General features: G+C 52.2%; 11 protein-coding genes. 5 read left to right on the forward strand and 6 right to left on the reverse strand.

Translation table 11 applies throughout. The features are described 5' to 3' along the window. Positions 1-396: 396 nt before the first annotated feature. Together rsmJ and prlC are read right to left on the reverse strand one after the other, a co-directional pair. Entirely contained in the window at positions 397-1,146 is a 750-nt protein-coding gene (gene rsmJ, locus OGY72_RS21385; RefSeq protein WP_003827462.1) for a 16S rRNA (guanine(1516)-N(2))-methyltransferase RsmJ, read from the reverse strand. Between the two features lie 8 nt (positions 1,147-1,154). Then, on the reverse strand, positions 1,155-3,197 hold the full coding sequence (prlC, locus tag OGY72_RS21390) for an oligopeptidase A (RefSeq protein WP_126317262.1): 2,043 nt from the start codon (positions 3,195-3,197) through the stop codon (positions 1,155-1,157). A 208-nt stretch (positions 3,198-3,405) separates the two neighbouring features. Between prlC and OGY72_RS21395 the strand changes: the two genes are divergently transcribed. Together OGY72_RS21395 and gorA are read left to right on the forward strand one after the other, a co-directional pair. After that, complete coding sequence (locus tag OGY72_RS21395) at positions 3,406-4,248, forward strand: 23S rRNA (adenine(2030)-N(6))-methyltransferase RlmJ (protein ID WP_003023347.1); 843 nt, start codon at positions 3,406-3,408, stop codon at positions 4,246-4,248. 104 nt (positions 4,249-4,352) lie between these two features. Continuing rightward, positions 4,353-5,705, forward strand: a complete 1,353-nt coding sequence (gene gorA / locus OGY72_RS21400; protein ID WP_286549318.1) for a glutathione-disulfide reductase — start codon at positions 4,353-4,355, stop codon at positions 5,703-5,705. Positions 5,706-5,747: 42 nt separating this feature from the next. Here gorA and OGY72_RS21405 read toward each other — a convergent pair whose 3' ends face one another. Further along, a complete protein-coding gene (locus tag OGY72_RS21405; protein WP_003827455.1) occupies positions 5,748-7,142 on the reverse strand; it encodes a cytochrome-c peroxidase in 1,395 nt (464 codons plus the stop codon). Positions 7,143-7,569: 427 nt separating this feature from the next. Here OGY72_RS21405 and OGY72_RS21410 point away from each other — a divergent pair, with 427 nt between their 5' ends. Then, positions 7,570-9,219, forward strand: coding sequence for an alpha,alpha-trehalase (locus OGY72_RS21410; RefSeq protein ID WP_003827453.1), 1,650 nt, complete (start codon positions 7,570-7,572; stop codon positions 9,217-9,219). Positions 9,220-9,246: 27 nt separating this feature from the next. On the opposite strand, the gene OGY72_RS21415 is transcribed toward OGY72_RS21410, so the two are convergent. Next, on the reverse strand, positions 9,247-10,836 hold the full coding sequence (locus OGY72_RS21415) for an STY4199 family HEPN domain-containing protein (RefSeq protein ID WP_063941877.1): 1,590 nt from the start codon (positions 10,834-10,836) through the stop codon (positions 9,247-9,249). Positions 10,837-11,003: 167 nt separating this feature from the next. Here OGY72_RS21415 and OGY72_RS21420 point away from each other — a divergent pair, with 167 nt between their 5' ends. Beyond that, positions 11,004-11,543, forward strand: coding sequence for a GNAT family N-acetyltransferase (locus OGY72_RS21420; RefSeq protein ID WP_063941878.1), 540 nt, complete (start codon positions 11,004-11,006; stop codon positions 11,541-11,543). Positions 11,544-11,629: 86 nt separating this feature from the next. After that, positions 11,630-11,980 (forward strand): glycoside hydrolase family protein, encoded by a 351-nt coding sequence (locus tag OGY72_RS21425; RefSeq protein WP_003827448.1) that lies wholly within the window; start codon positions 11,630-11,632, stop codon positions 11,978-11,980. 15 nt (positions 11,981-11,995) lie between these two features. Here OGY72_RS21425 and OGY72_RS21430 read toward each other — a convergent pair whose 3' ends face one another. Beyond that, positions 11,996-12,601 carry a helix-turn-helix transcriptional regulator gene (locus OGY72_RS21430; protein ID WP_003827446.1) on the reverse strand — a complete coding sequence of 202 codons (606 nt, stop codon included), beginning with the start codon at positions 12,599-12,601 and terminating at the stop codon, positions 11,996-11,998. A 360-nt stretch (positions 12,602-12,961) separates the two neighbouring features. After that, the gene (locus OGY72_RS21435) at positions 12,962-13,720 is read right to left on the reverse strand and encodes an SDR family NAD(P)-dependent oxidoreductase (protein ID WP_286549324.1); all 759 of its coding nucleotides are present in this window, start codon (positions 13,718-13,720) and stop codon (positions 12,962-12,964) included. Positions 13,721-13,727 lie beyond the last annotated feature (7 nt).

Raw genomic sequence — 13,727 nt, forward strand, 5'->3', positions numbered from 1 at the left:
TTCAGCGCACCAAGCCGGGATGTGGCCTACAAAGACACGCTGCCGTAGACCTGATAAGCACAACGCATCAGGCAGTTCAGCGCACCAAGCCGGGATGTGGCCTACAAAGACACGCTGTCGTAGGCCTGATAAGCGCAGCGCATCAGGCAATTCAGCGCACCAAGCCGGGATGTGGCCTACAAAGACACGCTGTCGTAGGCCTGATAAGCGCAGCGCATCAGGCAATTCAGCGCACCAAGCCAGGATGTGGCCTACAAAGACACGCTGTCGTAGGCCTGATAAGCGCAGCGCATCAGGCAGCACAGCGCACCAAGCCGGGATGTGGCCTACAAAGACACGCTGTCGTAGGCCTGATAAGCGCAGCGCATCAGGCAGCACAGCGCACAGACCTACAAACTATGCTGTCCCAGCGTAGATATCAAACCGATGCCCTTTCGTCACAACCGCGTTCGGCGTGGCGACATCCGCCAGCGGCGGCGCGTAGTCTGGGCGCTTCACCACCACACGTTTGGTGGCCAACTGACGCGCAGGCTCCAGCAGCCCATCCGCATCTAAATCCGGCCCCACCAATGACTGAAACACCCGCATTTCTTTTTTCACCAGCGCGCTTTTCTGCTTATGTGGAAACATCGGATCGAGGTACACCACCTGCGGTCGCGGCGTGATATCGGTTAACGCCGTCAGACTCGACGCATGGATCAGCTGTAAACGTTCCTGCAGCCACGGACCGATTTCCGGGTCGGCATAGCCGCGCGCCAGGCCATCATCAAGCAGTGCCGCAACCACCGGATTACGTTCCAGCATTCGTACGCGGCAGCCTACCGAGGCCAGTACAAACGCATCGCGCCCCAGCCCAGCTGTCGCATCGACCACATCCGGCAGGTAATCGCCTTTAATGCCAACCGCCTTCGCCACCGCTTCACCGCGTCCACCGCCAAATTTGCGCCGATGGGCCATCGCTCCGCCCACGAAATCGACAAAGATACCACCGAGTTTGGGTTCATCACGTTTGCGCAGTTCCAGATGTTCCGGCGTCATCACCAGCGCCATCAGGTTATCTTCATCGTGTTCCAGTCCCCAGCGGGCGGCAAGAACAGATAAGGCGCCGTCTCCGGCGCCTGTTTCATCTACTAAGCAGATTTTCACGTGAATAATCAGCCTTTGATCCCGTAATGCTCCAGCATTGCATCCAGCTGCGGCTCGCGGCCACGGAAGCGCTTGAACAGTTCCATCGGCTCTTCAGAACCGCCACGGGTAAGGATATTATCGAGGAACGATTGTCCGGTCTGACGGTTGAAAATCCCTTCATCTTCGAAGCGAGAGAAGGCATCTGCCGCCAGTACGTCTGCCCACAGATAGCTGTAGTAACCCGCTGCGTAGCCACCAGCAAAAATATGGCTGAAGGCATGCGGGAAGCGGCCCCACGTTGGGCCCGGCACCACGGCGACCTGTTTTTTAATTTCCGCCAGCGTCTCGAGGATTTTAGCCCCTTGCTGCGGGTTAAACTCCGCGTGCAGACGGAAATCAAACAGACCGAACTCCAGTTGACGCAGAATAAACAGCGCTGCCTGGTAGTTTTTCGCCGCCAGCATTTTATCCAGCAGTTCCTTCGGCAGCGGTTCACCGGTCTCAAAGTGACCAGAGATAAACGCCAACGCTTCCGGCTCCCAACACCAGTTTTCCATAAACTGGCTCGGCAGTTCGACCGCATCCCATGGCACACCGTTGATACCGGAAACGCCCGCGGTTTCGACACGGGTCAGCATATGGTGCAGACCGTGGCCGAACTCGTGGAACAGGGTGATCACTTCATCGTGGGTAAACAGCGCAGGTTTACCGTTCACCGGACGGTTAAAGTTACAGGTCAAGTAAGCGACCGGCTTTTGCAATGTGCCGTCTGTCTTACGCATCTGGCCGACACAGTCGTCCATCCACGCCCCACCGCGTTTGTGTTCACGGGCATACAGATCAAGATAGAAGCTGCCACGCAGCTCGTTGTTTTCGTCGTACAGCTCGAAGAAACGAACTTCCGGATGCCAGACGTCAACATCGGTGCGCTCTTTGGCGGTGATGCCATAAATACGTTTAACCACTTCAAACAGGCCGTTAACGGCTTTGTTTTCCGGGAAGTAAGGACGCAGCTGCTCGTCGCTGATGCTGTAGAGATGCTGTTTTTGTTTCTCGCTGTAGTAAGCGATATCCCATGGCTGTAGCTCATCAACACCAAATTCCGCTTTCGCGAAGGCGCGCAGCTGAGCCAGCTCTTTCTCACCCTGCGGACGGGCACGTTTCGCCAGGTCGGTCAGGAAGTCGAGTACCTGCTGCGGGTTCTCCGCCATTTTGGTAGCCAGAGATTTAAAGGCGTAGCTTTCAAAGCCCAGCAGCTGTGCCAGCTCGTGGCGCAGCGCGAGGATCTCTTCCATTATCGGACTATTGTCCCATTTGCCAGCGTTTGGCCCCTGGTCAGACGCGCGCGTGGAGTAAGCGCGATACATCTCTTCACGCAGCCCCTGGTTATCACAGTAGGTCATCACCGGCAGGTAGCTTGGGATGTCCAGCGTTAACAGATAGCCTTCCTGCTCTTTGGCTTCAGCCTGAGCTTTTGCGGCGGCCAGCGCGCTTTCCGGCATCCCGGCAAGTTCCGCTTCGTCGGTCACCAGCTTAGTCCAGCCCATCGTAGCATCGAGGACGTTATTGCTGTACAGGTTGCCGAGCTCAGACAGGCGGGTAGCGATCTCACCATAGCGCTGCTGTTTTTCCTTCGGCAGACCAATACCAGAAAGCTCAAAATCGCGCAGCGCGTTATCAACCGCTTTTTTCTGTGCGGTGTTCAGAGTGGCGTAATGATCGCCATCACGCAGATCGCGGTACGCTTTATACAGGCCTTCATGTTGTCCAACCCAGGTGCTGTATTCAGACAGCAGCGGCAGCGTTTGTTCGTAGGCTTCACGCAGTTCCGGGCTGTTTTTCACCGAGTTCAGGTGGCTAACCGGAGAGAAAATACGCCCCAGCACATCGTCAACTTCCGCCAACGGCTGGCAGAGGTTTTCCCAGGTGTACGGCGCGCCCTGCGCAACCACGCGCTCAACGTTTTCGCGGCAATCATTCAGCGCCTGAGTGACGGCAGGCACAACGTGCTCAGGCTGAATTTTAGAAAACGGCGGCAGTTCGAAGGGAGTCAGCAATGGATTGGTCATTAGCGCGGTCCTGTTGAAAAGAGTGAATGAAGCGCGTATCCGGCGCTGTGCATATTAATTTGTACAATGGGGTTAAGTGTAGAGGATTTCAATCCTAACCGTGACGGAAAGACGCCCGGTAGCGCTGCGCTTACCGGGCCTACGGGTAATCTGTGCCGATCTGCTGTAAACTGTGGCAAATCGTCATTTCAGCGGAATTTCATTACCCATGCTCAGTTATCGCCACAGTTATCACGCAGGCAACCACGCCGACGTCCTTAAACATACCGTTCAGAGCCTGATCATCGAGTCGCTCAAAGAGAAAGAAAAACCGTTTCTCTATCTGGACACCCATGCTGGCGCTGGTCGTTATCAGCTGAGCAGTGAGCATGCTGAACGTACCGGTGAATACCTGGAAGGGATTGCCCGTATCTGGCAGCAGGACGATTTGCCTGCCGAACTGGAACCCTACATTGGCGTGGTGCAACACTTCAACCGTAGCGGTCAGCTGCGCTATTACCCGGGTTCTCCGTTAATTGCTCGCCAGCTGCTGCGCGAACAGGACAGCCTGCAATTAACTGAACTGCATCCGAGCGACTTCCCTCTGCTGCGCGGCGAATTCCAGAAGGATGAGCGCGCTCGCGTGGCCAAAGCCGATGGTTATCAGCAGCTAAAAGCAAAATTACCGCCAGTTTCCCGCCGTGGGTTGATCCTTATCGATCCCCCATACGAAATCAAAAGCGACTACCAGGCAGTAGTGACCGGTATTAACGAAGGCTACAAACGTTTCGCGACCGGCACCTATGCGTTGTGGTATCCGGTGGTTCTGCGCCAACAAATCAAGCGCATGATCCACGATCTGGAAGACACCGGCATCCGCAAAATTCTGCAAATTGAGCTGGCGGTACGCCCGGACAGCGATCAGCGTGGCATGACGGCATCCGGCATGATTGTGATTAACCCGCCATGGAAGCTGGAGCAGCAGATGAACAACGTCCTGCCGTGGCTACACAGCAAACTGGTTCCGGCAGGAACCGGTCATACCTCGGTAAGCTGGATCGTGCCGGAGTAATCGCAGCCATCGGTGGAACCTTTTAATATCAGGTATACAATCGCGAATATTTTGGCGGATGGCGTAACGCTTCTCCGCCCTACAATGAACATGAAGGAGCGGTCATGACCAAGCACTATGATTACATCGCTATTGGCGGCGGCAGCGGCGGTATTGCCTCCATTAACCGTGCAGCAATGTACGGCCAGAAATGCGCACTGATTGAAGCCAAAGAGCTGGGCGGCACCTGCGTTAACGTTGGCTGCGTACCGAAGAAAGTGATGTGGCATGCCGCACAGGTCCGCGAAGCGATCCACATGTACGGTCCGGATTACGGTTTCGACACCACCATCAATAAGTTCGACTGGGATAAACTGATCGCCACGCGTACCGCTTATATCGATCGTATTCATACCTCGTACGACAACGTGCTGGGCAAAAATAATGTCGATGTGATCAAAGGCTTTGCCCGCTTTGTGGATGCCAAAACCATTGAAGTAAACGGTGAAACCATTACTGCCGATCATATTTTGATTGCCACTGGTGGTCGCCCGAGTCGCCCGGCTGTCCCTGGCGCGGAATACGGTATTGATTCTAATGGTTTCTTTGAGCTGCCAGCGCTGCCAAAACGTGTAGCCGTTGTTGGCGCAGGCTACATCGCCGTTGAACTGGCTGGTGTGATTAATGGCCTGGGCGCAGAAACTCACCTGTTCGTGCGTAAACACGCGCCGCTGCGCAGTTTTGATCCGATGATCGTCGAGACGTTGGTTGAGGTGATGAACGCCGAAGGCCCGACTCTGCATACTCACGCGATTCCAAAAGCGGTTGTTAAAAACGCTGACGGCAGCCTGACCCTGCAACTGGAAGATGGTCGTAGCGAAACGGTAAACTGCCTGATTTGGGCGATTGGTCGTGAGCCAGAAACGGACAACTTCAATCTGGCTGTTACCGGCGTGAAAACCAATGAAAAAGGCTACATCGTCGTTGATAAATTCCAGAACACCAGCGTGCCGGGTATTTATGCCGTCGGCGACAACACCGGTGCCGTTGAACTGACGCCGGTTGCCGTTGCCGCGGGCCGTCGCCTGTCCGAGCGTCTGTTTAACAACAAGCCGGACGAGCATCTGGACTACAACAACATCCCGACCGTGGTCTTCAGCCACCCGCCAATTGGCACCGTGGGCCTGACCGAGCAGCAGGCTCGCGAACAGCACGGCGATGACCAGGTGAAAGTGTATAAATCATCATTTACCGCAATGTATACCGCTGTCACCACACACCGTCAGCCGTGCCGCATGAAGCTGGTTTGCGTCGGTCCGGAAGAGAAGATTGTCGGTATTCACGGTATTGGTTTTGGAATGGATGAAATGCTGCAAGGCTTCGCGGTCGCACTGAAAATGGGCGCAACCAAGAAAGACTTTGATAACACCGTTGCGATTCACCCAACGGCGGCAGAAGAATTCGTTACCATGCGTTAAGCAATAAATAAACCGGATGGTGCTTTGCCATCCGGTTTTCTCTTATTTACCCTGCATATATGGTGTATACACGCCGTTTAAGCTTTCGAGGAACGCCACGATATCGTCGATATCTTCCTGCGGCAGTTCTTTACCCACCTGATAACGCAGCATCAGTTTTACCGCACCATCGAGCGTAGGCACATCACCGCGATGGAAATAAGGCGCGGTCAGCGCAACGTTACGCAAGCCCGGGACTTTTTGACGCAGCTTGTCACGTAATTCATTAGTGACGTTCATGCGGCCAATATCTGCGGCAGTGACCTCACCGAAATTAAAGTCCTTTTTCAAACCCAATGGCTCAAATGAGCGCCCGCCTAAAATAATACCGCCATGACAGGTCGCACACTTATTATCTTTAAACAATTGATAGCCATGTTTCTGCTGAGCAGTTAACGCCGCTTCATCGCCGCGTAGCCATTTATCAAACGGCGAATTTGGCGTAATTAGCGTTTTCTCAAACTCAGCAATCGCATCGGTAATATTATCCCCGCTGAATCCCTGCGGATAAACCGCGATAAACTCTTGCTTCAATTGCGGATCTTTATCCAGTTTCTGGATAATTTCATCCCAGGATTTAGACGCCATTTCGATAGGGTTCAACGGCGGGCCGCCTGCCTGCGCCTGCAGTGTTGGCGCACGACCATCCCAGAATTGTTCAACGTTGAAGACCGAGTTAAACACCGTCGGCGCATTAATCGGGCCAACGGCGCCGCCTACGCCGATCGACGTTTTCCGGCCATCCACGCCGCCTGCATTCAGGGCGTGGCAATGCGCGCAAGAAATCGTGCTGTCACCTGAAATACGCGGGTCGTGGTAAAGCGTAAAGCCAAGCGCCACTTTGCGGGCATCGGTTGGGATGCTTTCCGGTATCGGCTGCACAGGTTCATTACGATGCTGCGTGGCGGTATCGTTACTGGCGTAATACTGCTCACGCTGTTTCGCAATCCAGCCCAGGATCTCGGCTCGCTCCGTATCGCTGACCTTGCCAGCCCAGTGCAATGCGGTATAACGCGTCGGTGGCATGGTGTCGTACTGCATCACCCATTCAATTTTATTCAGGTCGCTTTGCGAAACGGGTTTATCTGCGACCAGCGCCGCACGAACGGCTTCAAGATTGAATGATTTGTATCCCAGTTGAATATCATAATTCATCAACTGCTTAGCGACAGGAAAAGAAGAATAGAAAGGTAATTCAGCTGAAGGCGTGTGACAATAATCGCATCCTTTTTCGCGTAAAAATCCTAATACCTTATTATTTTCTTCCAGCGTAGAGGCCTGAACATCTGCCTGTTTGCTACGTTGATTATCGTGATACCACACATAACCGGATAATCCAAAATAACAAATCACGATGCCAGCTATGGCAATCGCGGTAAGACGGGTAATGATTTTCATTATTTTACCCTCACCGTTGTGAGTTATTGTGACCCAGAAAAATTAGAATAATTAATGCACAGTCTTTGTCAGACCTGACCATCATAGGAAATGAGGGAATTACTATTTTGATAAGTATCAAGCAATTACATGGGGGAGAACTATCAATAGAATAGCCTGCGCCTATTATAGAGATAAGGCGTTACCTGTCTCTGTTCACACCTCGTTGCAATCGAATGCTCTGAAAATGGAATATATTCAGATCATGCAGAAATTTGAATTATCCATTATTTTCATTGGGATAGTCTGATTCTTTAAATTTTGCTCAGCATTAAAACGTGATCAACCGCACGCTTTACTCACCCGACACCGAAGCGAATGTCTACGCTTAACTGACGACCGGGCAATAGCCTTAAACTTTCAACGTCCATCGGAGGTCTTTCTCATTATGCTCAACCAGAAACTACCCCACGCCCCTTCTGAAGAAATGACGATCGACATCGATCTGCTTTATGAAATGGATCCGTGCGAGTTAAAGCTGGATGAAATGATTGAGGCAGAGCCTGAGCCGGAGATGATTGAAGGGCTCCCCGCTTCAGATGCGTTAACCCCTGCCGATCGTTATCTCGAACTGTTCGAACACGTCCAGTCATCCAAACTGTTTGCGGATAGTAAAACCTTCCCAGATTGTGCGCCCAAAATGGACCCGCTCGACATTTTAATTCGCTATCGCAAGGTTAAACGCCATCGGGACTTCGATCTGCGACGCTTCGTCGAGAACCATTTCTGGCTCCCGGAAACGCCCTCCAGCGAATACGTTTCTGACCCGGAAAGTTCGCTGAAAGAGCATATCGATCAACTGTGGCCGGTGCTGACGCGCGAGCCGCAGGATCATATTCCCTGGTCCTCGCTGCTGGCGTTACCGCAGTCATACATTGTGCCAGGCGGGCGTTTTAGCGAAACCTACTACTGGGATTCCTACTTTACCATGCTGGGTCTGGCAGAGAGCGGCCGCGAAGATCTGCTGAAATGTATGGCAGATAACTTTGCCTGGATGATTGAAAACTATGGTCACATCCCGAACGGCAACCGCACTTACTATCTGAGTCGCTCACAGCCGCCGGTATTTGCGCTGATGGTGGAACTGTTTGAAGAGGATGGCGTACGCGGCGCGCGTCGTTACCTTGATCATCTAAAAATGGAGTACGCGTTCTGGATGGATGGCGCCGATTCCCTGGTACTCAACCAGGCCTACCGCCACGTGATCAGAATGTCTGACGGCTCTCTACTTAACCGCTATTGGGACGATCGTGATACGCCACGCGATGAATCATGGCTTGAAGACGTCGAGACCGCCAAGCATTCGGGTCGCCCGCCCAATGAAGTGTATCGGGATTTACGCGCGGGCGCGGCTTCTGGCTGGGATTATTCATCGCGCTGGCTGCGCGACGCAGGCCGCCTTGCCAGCATACGCACCACGCAGTTCATCCCAATTGACCTGAACGCATTCCTCTACAAGCTGGAAAGCACTATTGCCAATATTTCCGCGCTAAAAGGTGACAAAGAAACGGAAGCACTTTTTCGCCAGAAAGCCAGCGATCGTCGTGATGCGGTAAACCGCTATCTCTGGGACGATGAAAACGGCTGCTATCGCGATTACGACTGGCGGCGCGAACAAATGGCCCTGTTCTCTGCCGCCAGTATTGTGCCGCTGTATGTCGGTATGGCAACGCATGAACAAGCCGATCGGCTTGCTAACGCGGTTCGCAGTCGCCTGCTCACGCCCGGTGGCATTTTAGCCACGGAGCATGAAACCGGTGAACAGTGGGATAAACCCAACGGCTGGGCGCCGCTGCAGTGGATGGCGATCCAGGGCTTCAAACTGTACGGTGACGACCATCTCGGGGATGAAATTGCCCGTAACTGGTTGAAAACGGTGAATCTCTTTTATCAGGAACACCACAAACTTATCGAAAAATACCACATAGCTGACGCCGCGCCGCGCGAAGGCGGCGGCGGGGAATATCCGTTGCAGGACGGCTTTGGCTGGACCAATGGCGTGGTGCGCAGACTCATCGGTTTGTATGGCGAACCCTAGCGGCTGACGGTCTGAGTCATCAGGCTGTCAGTTAATTGCATCATACAGCTCGGCGTGAATTTTCTGCCATTTCTTGTTCTCAGGGCTTGGCTGGGCGCGAACACGCAGCTCGGCCTGCTCAAGATCATATTGCTGACGCGCAACGACCGCAGGCACGGAACAAAAACTTTGCAGATAACTTTTATGCAGCGAAGTGAGCGATGCCCCATTCGACATCGCATGGCTGAGCGTAGTCATAAACTGTCGGCATGGTTTGCTTTCATCCATCTGCGAAGGGTAACGCAGCAGCAGTCTCAACACCTCAGTATTGCCCGCCGAAAACGCCTGCTCCGTCCACGCCAGCTTCCAGTCCATCCCGCCCTGCAGAAAAAGTGACGTCACGCGGGTGTCATTGCGATCGATAGCCGCCCGCATGTTAAAGGCATCCCAGGTGATGCCCATTCGGGTCACCGCCTCCCGTGCGCTAGGGGCATCACGCCGTGGCTCCTCTTGTACGATTTCAACGGACTGTCCGGAAGACGCCTGTGGCGCTGGCGAAGTAAATAACCAGAACGCACCCAGCGAAATCGCCAGCACCATCACGCCGACCGCTACCCACAACATACCGGAAATCAGCTGTTCACGTTCTTCCGCCGTGCGCTTGGCCCGCTTTTCCGGCGGATCAATGCTGTCTGCGATTTCATGCTTATCGCCTCCCGCTTGCTCGTCTTTTTGCTTTGCTGTTTCCCAAAACTGGCGGACCATGGCCTCATCAGATTCCAGATACGACGCAGGATTAATGCGCGTACGCCGTTCTTCAAATGCCCGTTGCACAGGATGAGTTATCTGTCGGTACTGGTAGTCCAGCAATATCAGTTGTACCGACGTCAGCGGCTGCTGCGCGATAACGCAGTTACGAGCCAGGCGGCAATCATCCAAAAACATGCGTAGCGTGATGCGCGGCTCAACAAATGACATGAGCACTGAAGTATCGTTAAAAATCTGCGTAAAGTGGCGAACGAATAATTTCTTATCGACGACCATCAGTGCCAGCTCGCTAAACATCATACCGTCCAGCGCATCTCGTCCTTCGCCCAACTTTAGCCAGCGACGCAGACGTTCACCACCAAAGTGCTGTTTCAGAAAGCTGTTGAGAGGATGTTGATCCGGCCATACCCGTGCAATCAGAGATTTGAGGGTTAATTCTATTGCGCGAAGTTGACGCTGCGCCCGCATCTGAGCATCCGGCTCCACAGGTGCAATTTCGGTTTGATACTTCAGGATGGGCTGTTGCTGGCGTAATTGTTCCAGAGAAGCCACAAAGCGCAGCGCTGAAATCAGCTGGTTTTCACTGACGTCCTGGCCATTTTCATATTGGGGTACACTCTGTTGAAGATGACGTAGCCGCAGAGTGAACTGGCTCAATTGCGCATCATTCATCTGCAACCGTCTGGCGACAGCCCCCCAGCCGCCCAGATTCAGTCGTGCCTGATCCAGCTGTTCGAGAAACCACCGCGGGTCTTTGCCTTCTGCGGCATGTACGCCTAGCAGCAGTAATATTTCTACCGACGCCTGCCGGATAATCCCCAGACAATGTTCAAAGGGTGTACATGTCGCTTGTAACGCGCTATTGGTCATCATCTTCCCTAAAAGGACCCAAAACGTGCGGCCTCACAATGGTATGTAATTATCTTTTTTAAACGCAACGTTGTGCCGATGTAGACTAGAACACATTCATATAGCAAATAAATAAGTTTTACAGTGACTTCCGCACAATCATTGAAAATTATTCTGGAGATAAGCCTGTGCCTGTACTGCAAACATCACGTCTGCTCTGCCGCCCACTGACAGAAAATGACTGGACGTTCTTCTTAACGCTACAGCAGAACCCAGATGTGATGCGTTTTGTCGCTGACGCACGTACTGAAGAGGAAGTACGGACAGCCTTCGACTCCCGCCTGCCTGAATGGTTTCCCGGCAGCCCGCACTGGCTATGTCTGCTCTTGTGCGATAAGACATCGGGAGCACCGCTTGGCGTGACCGGATACATTCAGGAGAACAATGAATGTGCCGAGGTTGGCTTTCTGCTCGCCCCAGAGGCGCAGGGTAAAGGTTATGGCGCTGAATCTCTGCATGCCGTGTGTGAATACGCCTTTGCCAGCGGCGGTCTGCGGCGACTGACCGCCTGTGTCACCGCAGGAAACGAAGCCTCACGGTGTCTGTTGGAAAAGGTCGGGTTCATTCATGAAGGCACGCTACGCGCAAGCTACTGGCTACATCAAACCTGGCACGATGACTGGATTTTTGGTCTGTTAAAACAGGAATATCAGCCGCCCAAGGCATAGGTCGTTTTGCGGTAAATACTGGCTGTCAGGCAACTAGCGTAACGGCGTGGTTTTTTTAGAATAGGTCTCTTTGCACAGAGATGATTATGCCGCTGCGTTCGACACATTTCACGCCCGCCTGTATCGCATTTATTAAGCAATGGCAGGGCCTGTCGCTGGAAAAGTATCAGGACAAAAAAGGCATCTGGGTCATTGGTTACGGGCACGAAATCTCCGCCAATGAATCCTTTGATACCCCAATTACGGTGATGCAGGCAGAAACATTGCTGCTCGCAGATATGAGTATCTGCGAGGCATTCATCTATAAGGAAATGACGCAAATAAAAGACAGGTTTCAGCTGGAAGCATTAATTACGTGGATATTCAGCGTGGGAATTACCCAATTTTGCGCTAAAAATATCTGGCCGGTGTCTATTTCACAGCCAGAAATATTCTGACTGTGAAATATGTTCCTAGTAAATGGTGTTGTTTAACATCATTGCCGCCTGCGTACGGTTTTTTACCTCCAGGCGCTGATACAACGACTCAAGATGGGCTTTTACCGTTCCGGTACTGATATTTAACAGTCGACCAATTTGTTTATTAGATTCTCCGGCGGCCAGCATGGTCAAAATCTCCCGCTGGCGCGCGCTGAGCAATCTGATATTTTGCCCACCGCTTTCGGTAGCGGTTATGCAGTCTCTGGGGATAAACATCATACCCATCGCGACGCTATTGAGGGCCAGCGTAAAGGTTTCCGCGTCAGAATCGCGCGGAACAATGGCCAGCACGTTCAGTTTAGTGACCTCTTGCAACCATTTTTTACGGCAGTCCGTTGCGGTCACCAGCACCTTCACCATCGCAAAGCGCTCTGCTATCTGTTGCAGCAAGCTACAGCAGAACTCAGCATCAAGGTCGCCATCCAATATAACTAATGCCTCGGGTTTATCTTCCAGCGTCAGCCAAAGTTCATCTGCCTGACTGACACCCTGAACATCCACTCCTGGAATACGTTGCTGCAAACTTACATTCATTCCATGAATAAATATTGACTGCCTGTCAAACATTACTACCTGCATTATTTATCTCCATCCGAATAGGATATTAGCCTTAACATGCGGAAGGGTATTACCCATAGGGTAAAATAAGAAGTCACCATTTGGCGGGGGCCATTTTACCAATAGACAGAGAAGAAAGAAGCAGAAGTTATGAATAGTTACAGCTCAACCCGAAGGATCATACAAAGGAACAAAAACAGGTTCGAAAACTAGGGAAAGTCTTAATATTCGATGCTCATGGAATATTAATTAATATGATTTTATATTTTTAGCTAAAAATAAGATATCAACGACAATGGATAAATCTGTTACAAAATACAATCTAGCATTAAGTGCTTATTCAACGCATGCCGTGACCTGTTGAATAAGCACCTTATGGGTTTACAGGAACATTCCGCCGGATACCTCGATACGCTGTGCCGTCATCCAGGCCAGTTCATCGCTGAGCAGCGCAGCAATGGCGTCGCCAATATCATCAGGTAAACCAACGCGTCCCAGCGCCGTTTGCGATGCAATGTACGCATTCAATTGCGCATTATCCCGCACATTTCCGCCGCTAAAATCCGTTTCTATTGCGCCTGGCGCAATAATATTCGCCGTTATGCCGCGCTCTCCCAGCTCTTTTGCCTGATAACGGGTTAGCACTTCCATCGCACCTTTCATGGCTGCGTATGCGCTGTAACCCGGTAGCGCAAAGCGGGCAAGCCCGGTAGAGACATTGAGGATGCGACCACCTTTATTTATCAGCGGTAGCAGGCTCTGCGTCAGGAAAAAGGGCCCCTTAAAATGGATGTTCAAAAGTTGGTCAAATTGCGCTTCAGTAAATGCCGGATACGGTGCGTTGATGCCGATTCCGGCATTGTTCAATAAATAATCAAACGCGTTACTTTGCCACTGCGTTTGTAACGTTCCCTGCACCTGTTGAATAAACTGAGGGAATGTAGAAATATCGCCGACATTTAACGGTAATGCCGCCGCTTTACCGCCAGATTGGCGTATTTCACCCACAACCTGCTGCGCTTCTTTTTCATTGCTGTTCCACGTCAGGATAATACCGATTCCTTTACTCGCCAGCTTCAGCGCCGCGTTTTTACCGAGTCCGCGGCCGCCGCCAGTCACCAATGCGATACGTTGCGTCATAAGAAAC

It is taken from the genome of Citrobacter sp. Cpo221 (assembly GCF_030332345.1).
GTDB classification, from domain to species: Bacteria; Pseudomonadota; Gammaproteobacteria; order Enterobacterales; family Enterobacteriaceae; genus Citrobacter; species Citrobacter portucalensis.

Coding starts and splice junctions, on each gene's coding strand:
- prlC (WP_126317262.1), bottom strand. CDS start 3,197: ATGACCAATCCATTGCTGACTCCCTTCGAACTGCCGCCGTTTTCTAAA.
- OGY72_RS21395 (WP_003023347.1), top strand. CDS start 3,406: ATGCTCAGTTATCGCCACAGTTATCACGCAGGCAACCACGCCGACGTC.
- gorA (WP_286549318.1), top strand. CDS start 4,353: ATGACCAAGCACTATGATTACATCGCTATTGGCGGCGGCAGCGGCGGT.
- OGY72_RS21405 (WP_003827455.1), bottom strand. CDS start 7,142: ATGAAAATCATTACCCGTCTTACCGCGATTGCCATAGCTGGCATCGTG.
- OGY72_RS21410 (WP_003827453.1), top strand. CDS start 7,570: ATGCTCAACCAGAAACTACCCCACGCCCCTTCTGAAGAAATGACGATC.
- OGY72_RS21415 (WP_063941877.1), bottom strand. CDS start 10,836: ATGACCAATAGCGCGTTACAAGCGACATGTACACCCTTTGAACATTGT.
- OGY72_RS21425 (WP_003827448.1), top strand. CDS start 11,630: ATGCCGCTGCGTTCGACACATTTCACGCCCGCCTGTATCGCATTTATT.
- OGY72_RS21430 (WP_003827446.1), bottom strand. CDS start 12,601: ATGCAGGTAGTAATGTTTGACAGGCAGTCAATATTTATTCATGGAATG.
- OGY72_RS21435 (WP_286549324.1), bottom strand. CDS start 13,720: ATGACGCAACGTATCGCATTGGTGACTGGCGGCGGCCGCGGACTCGGT.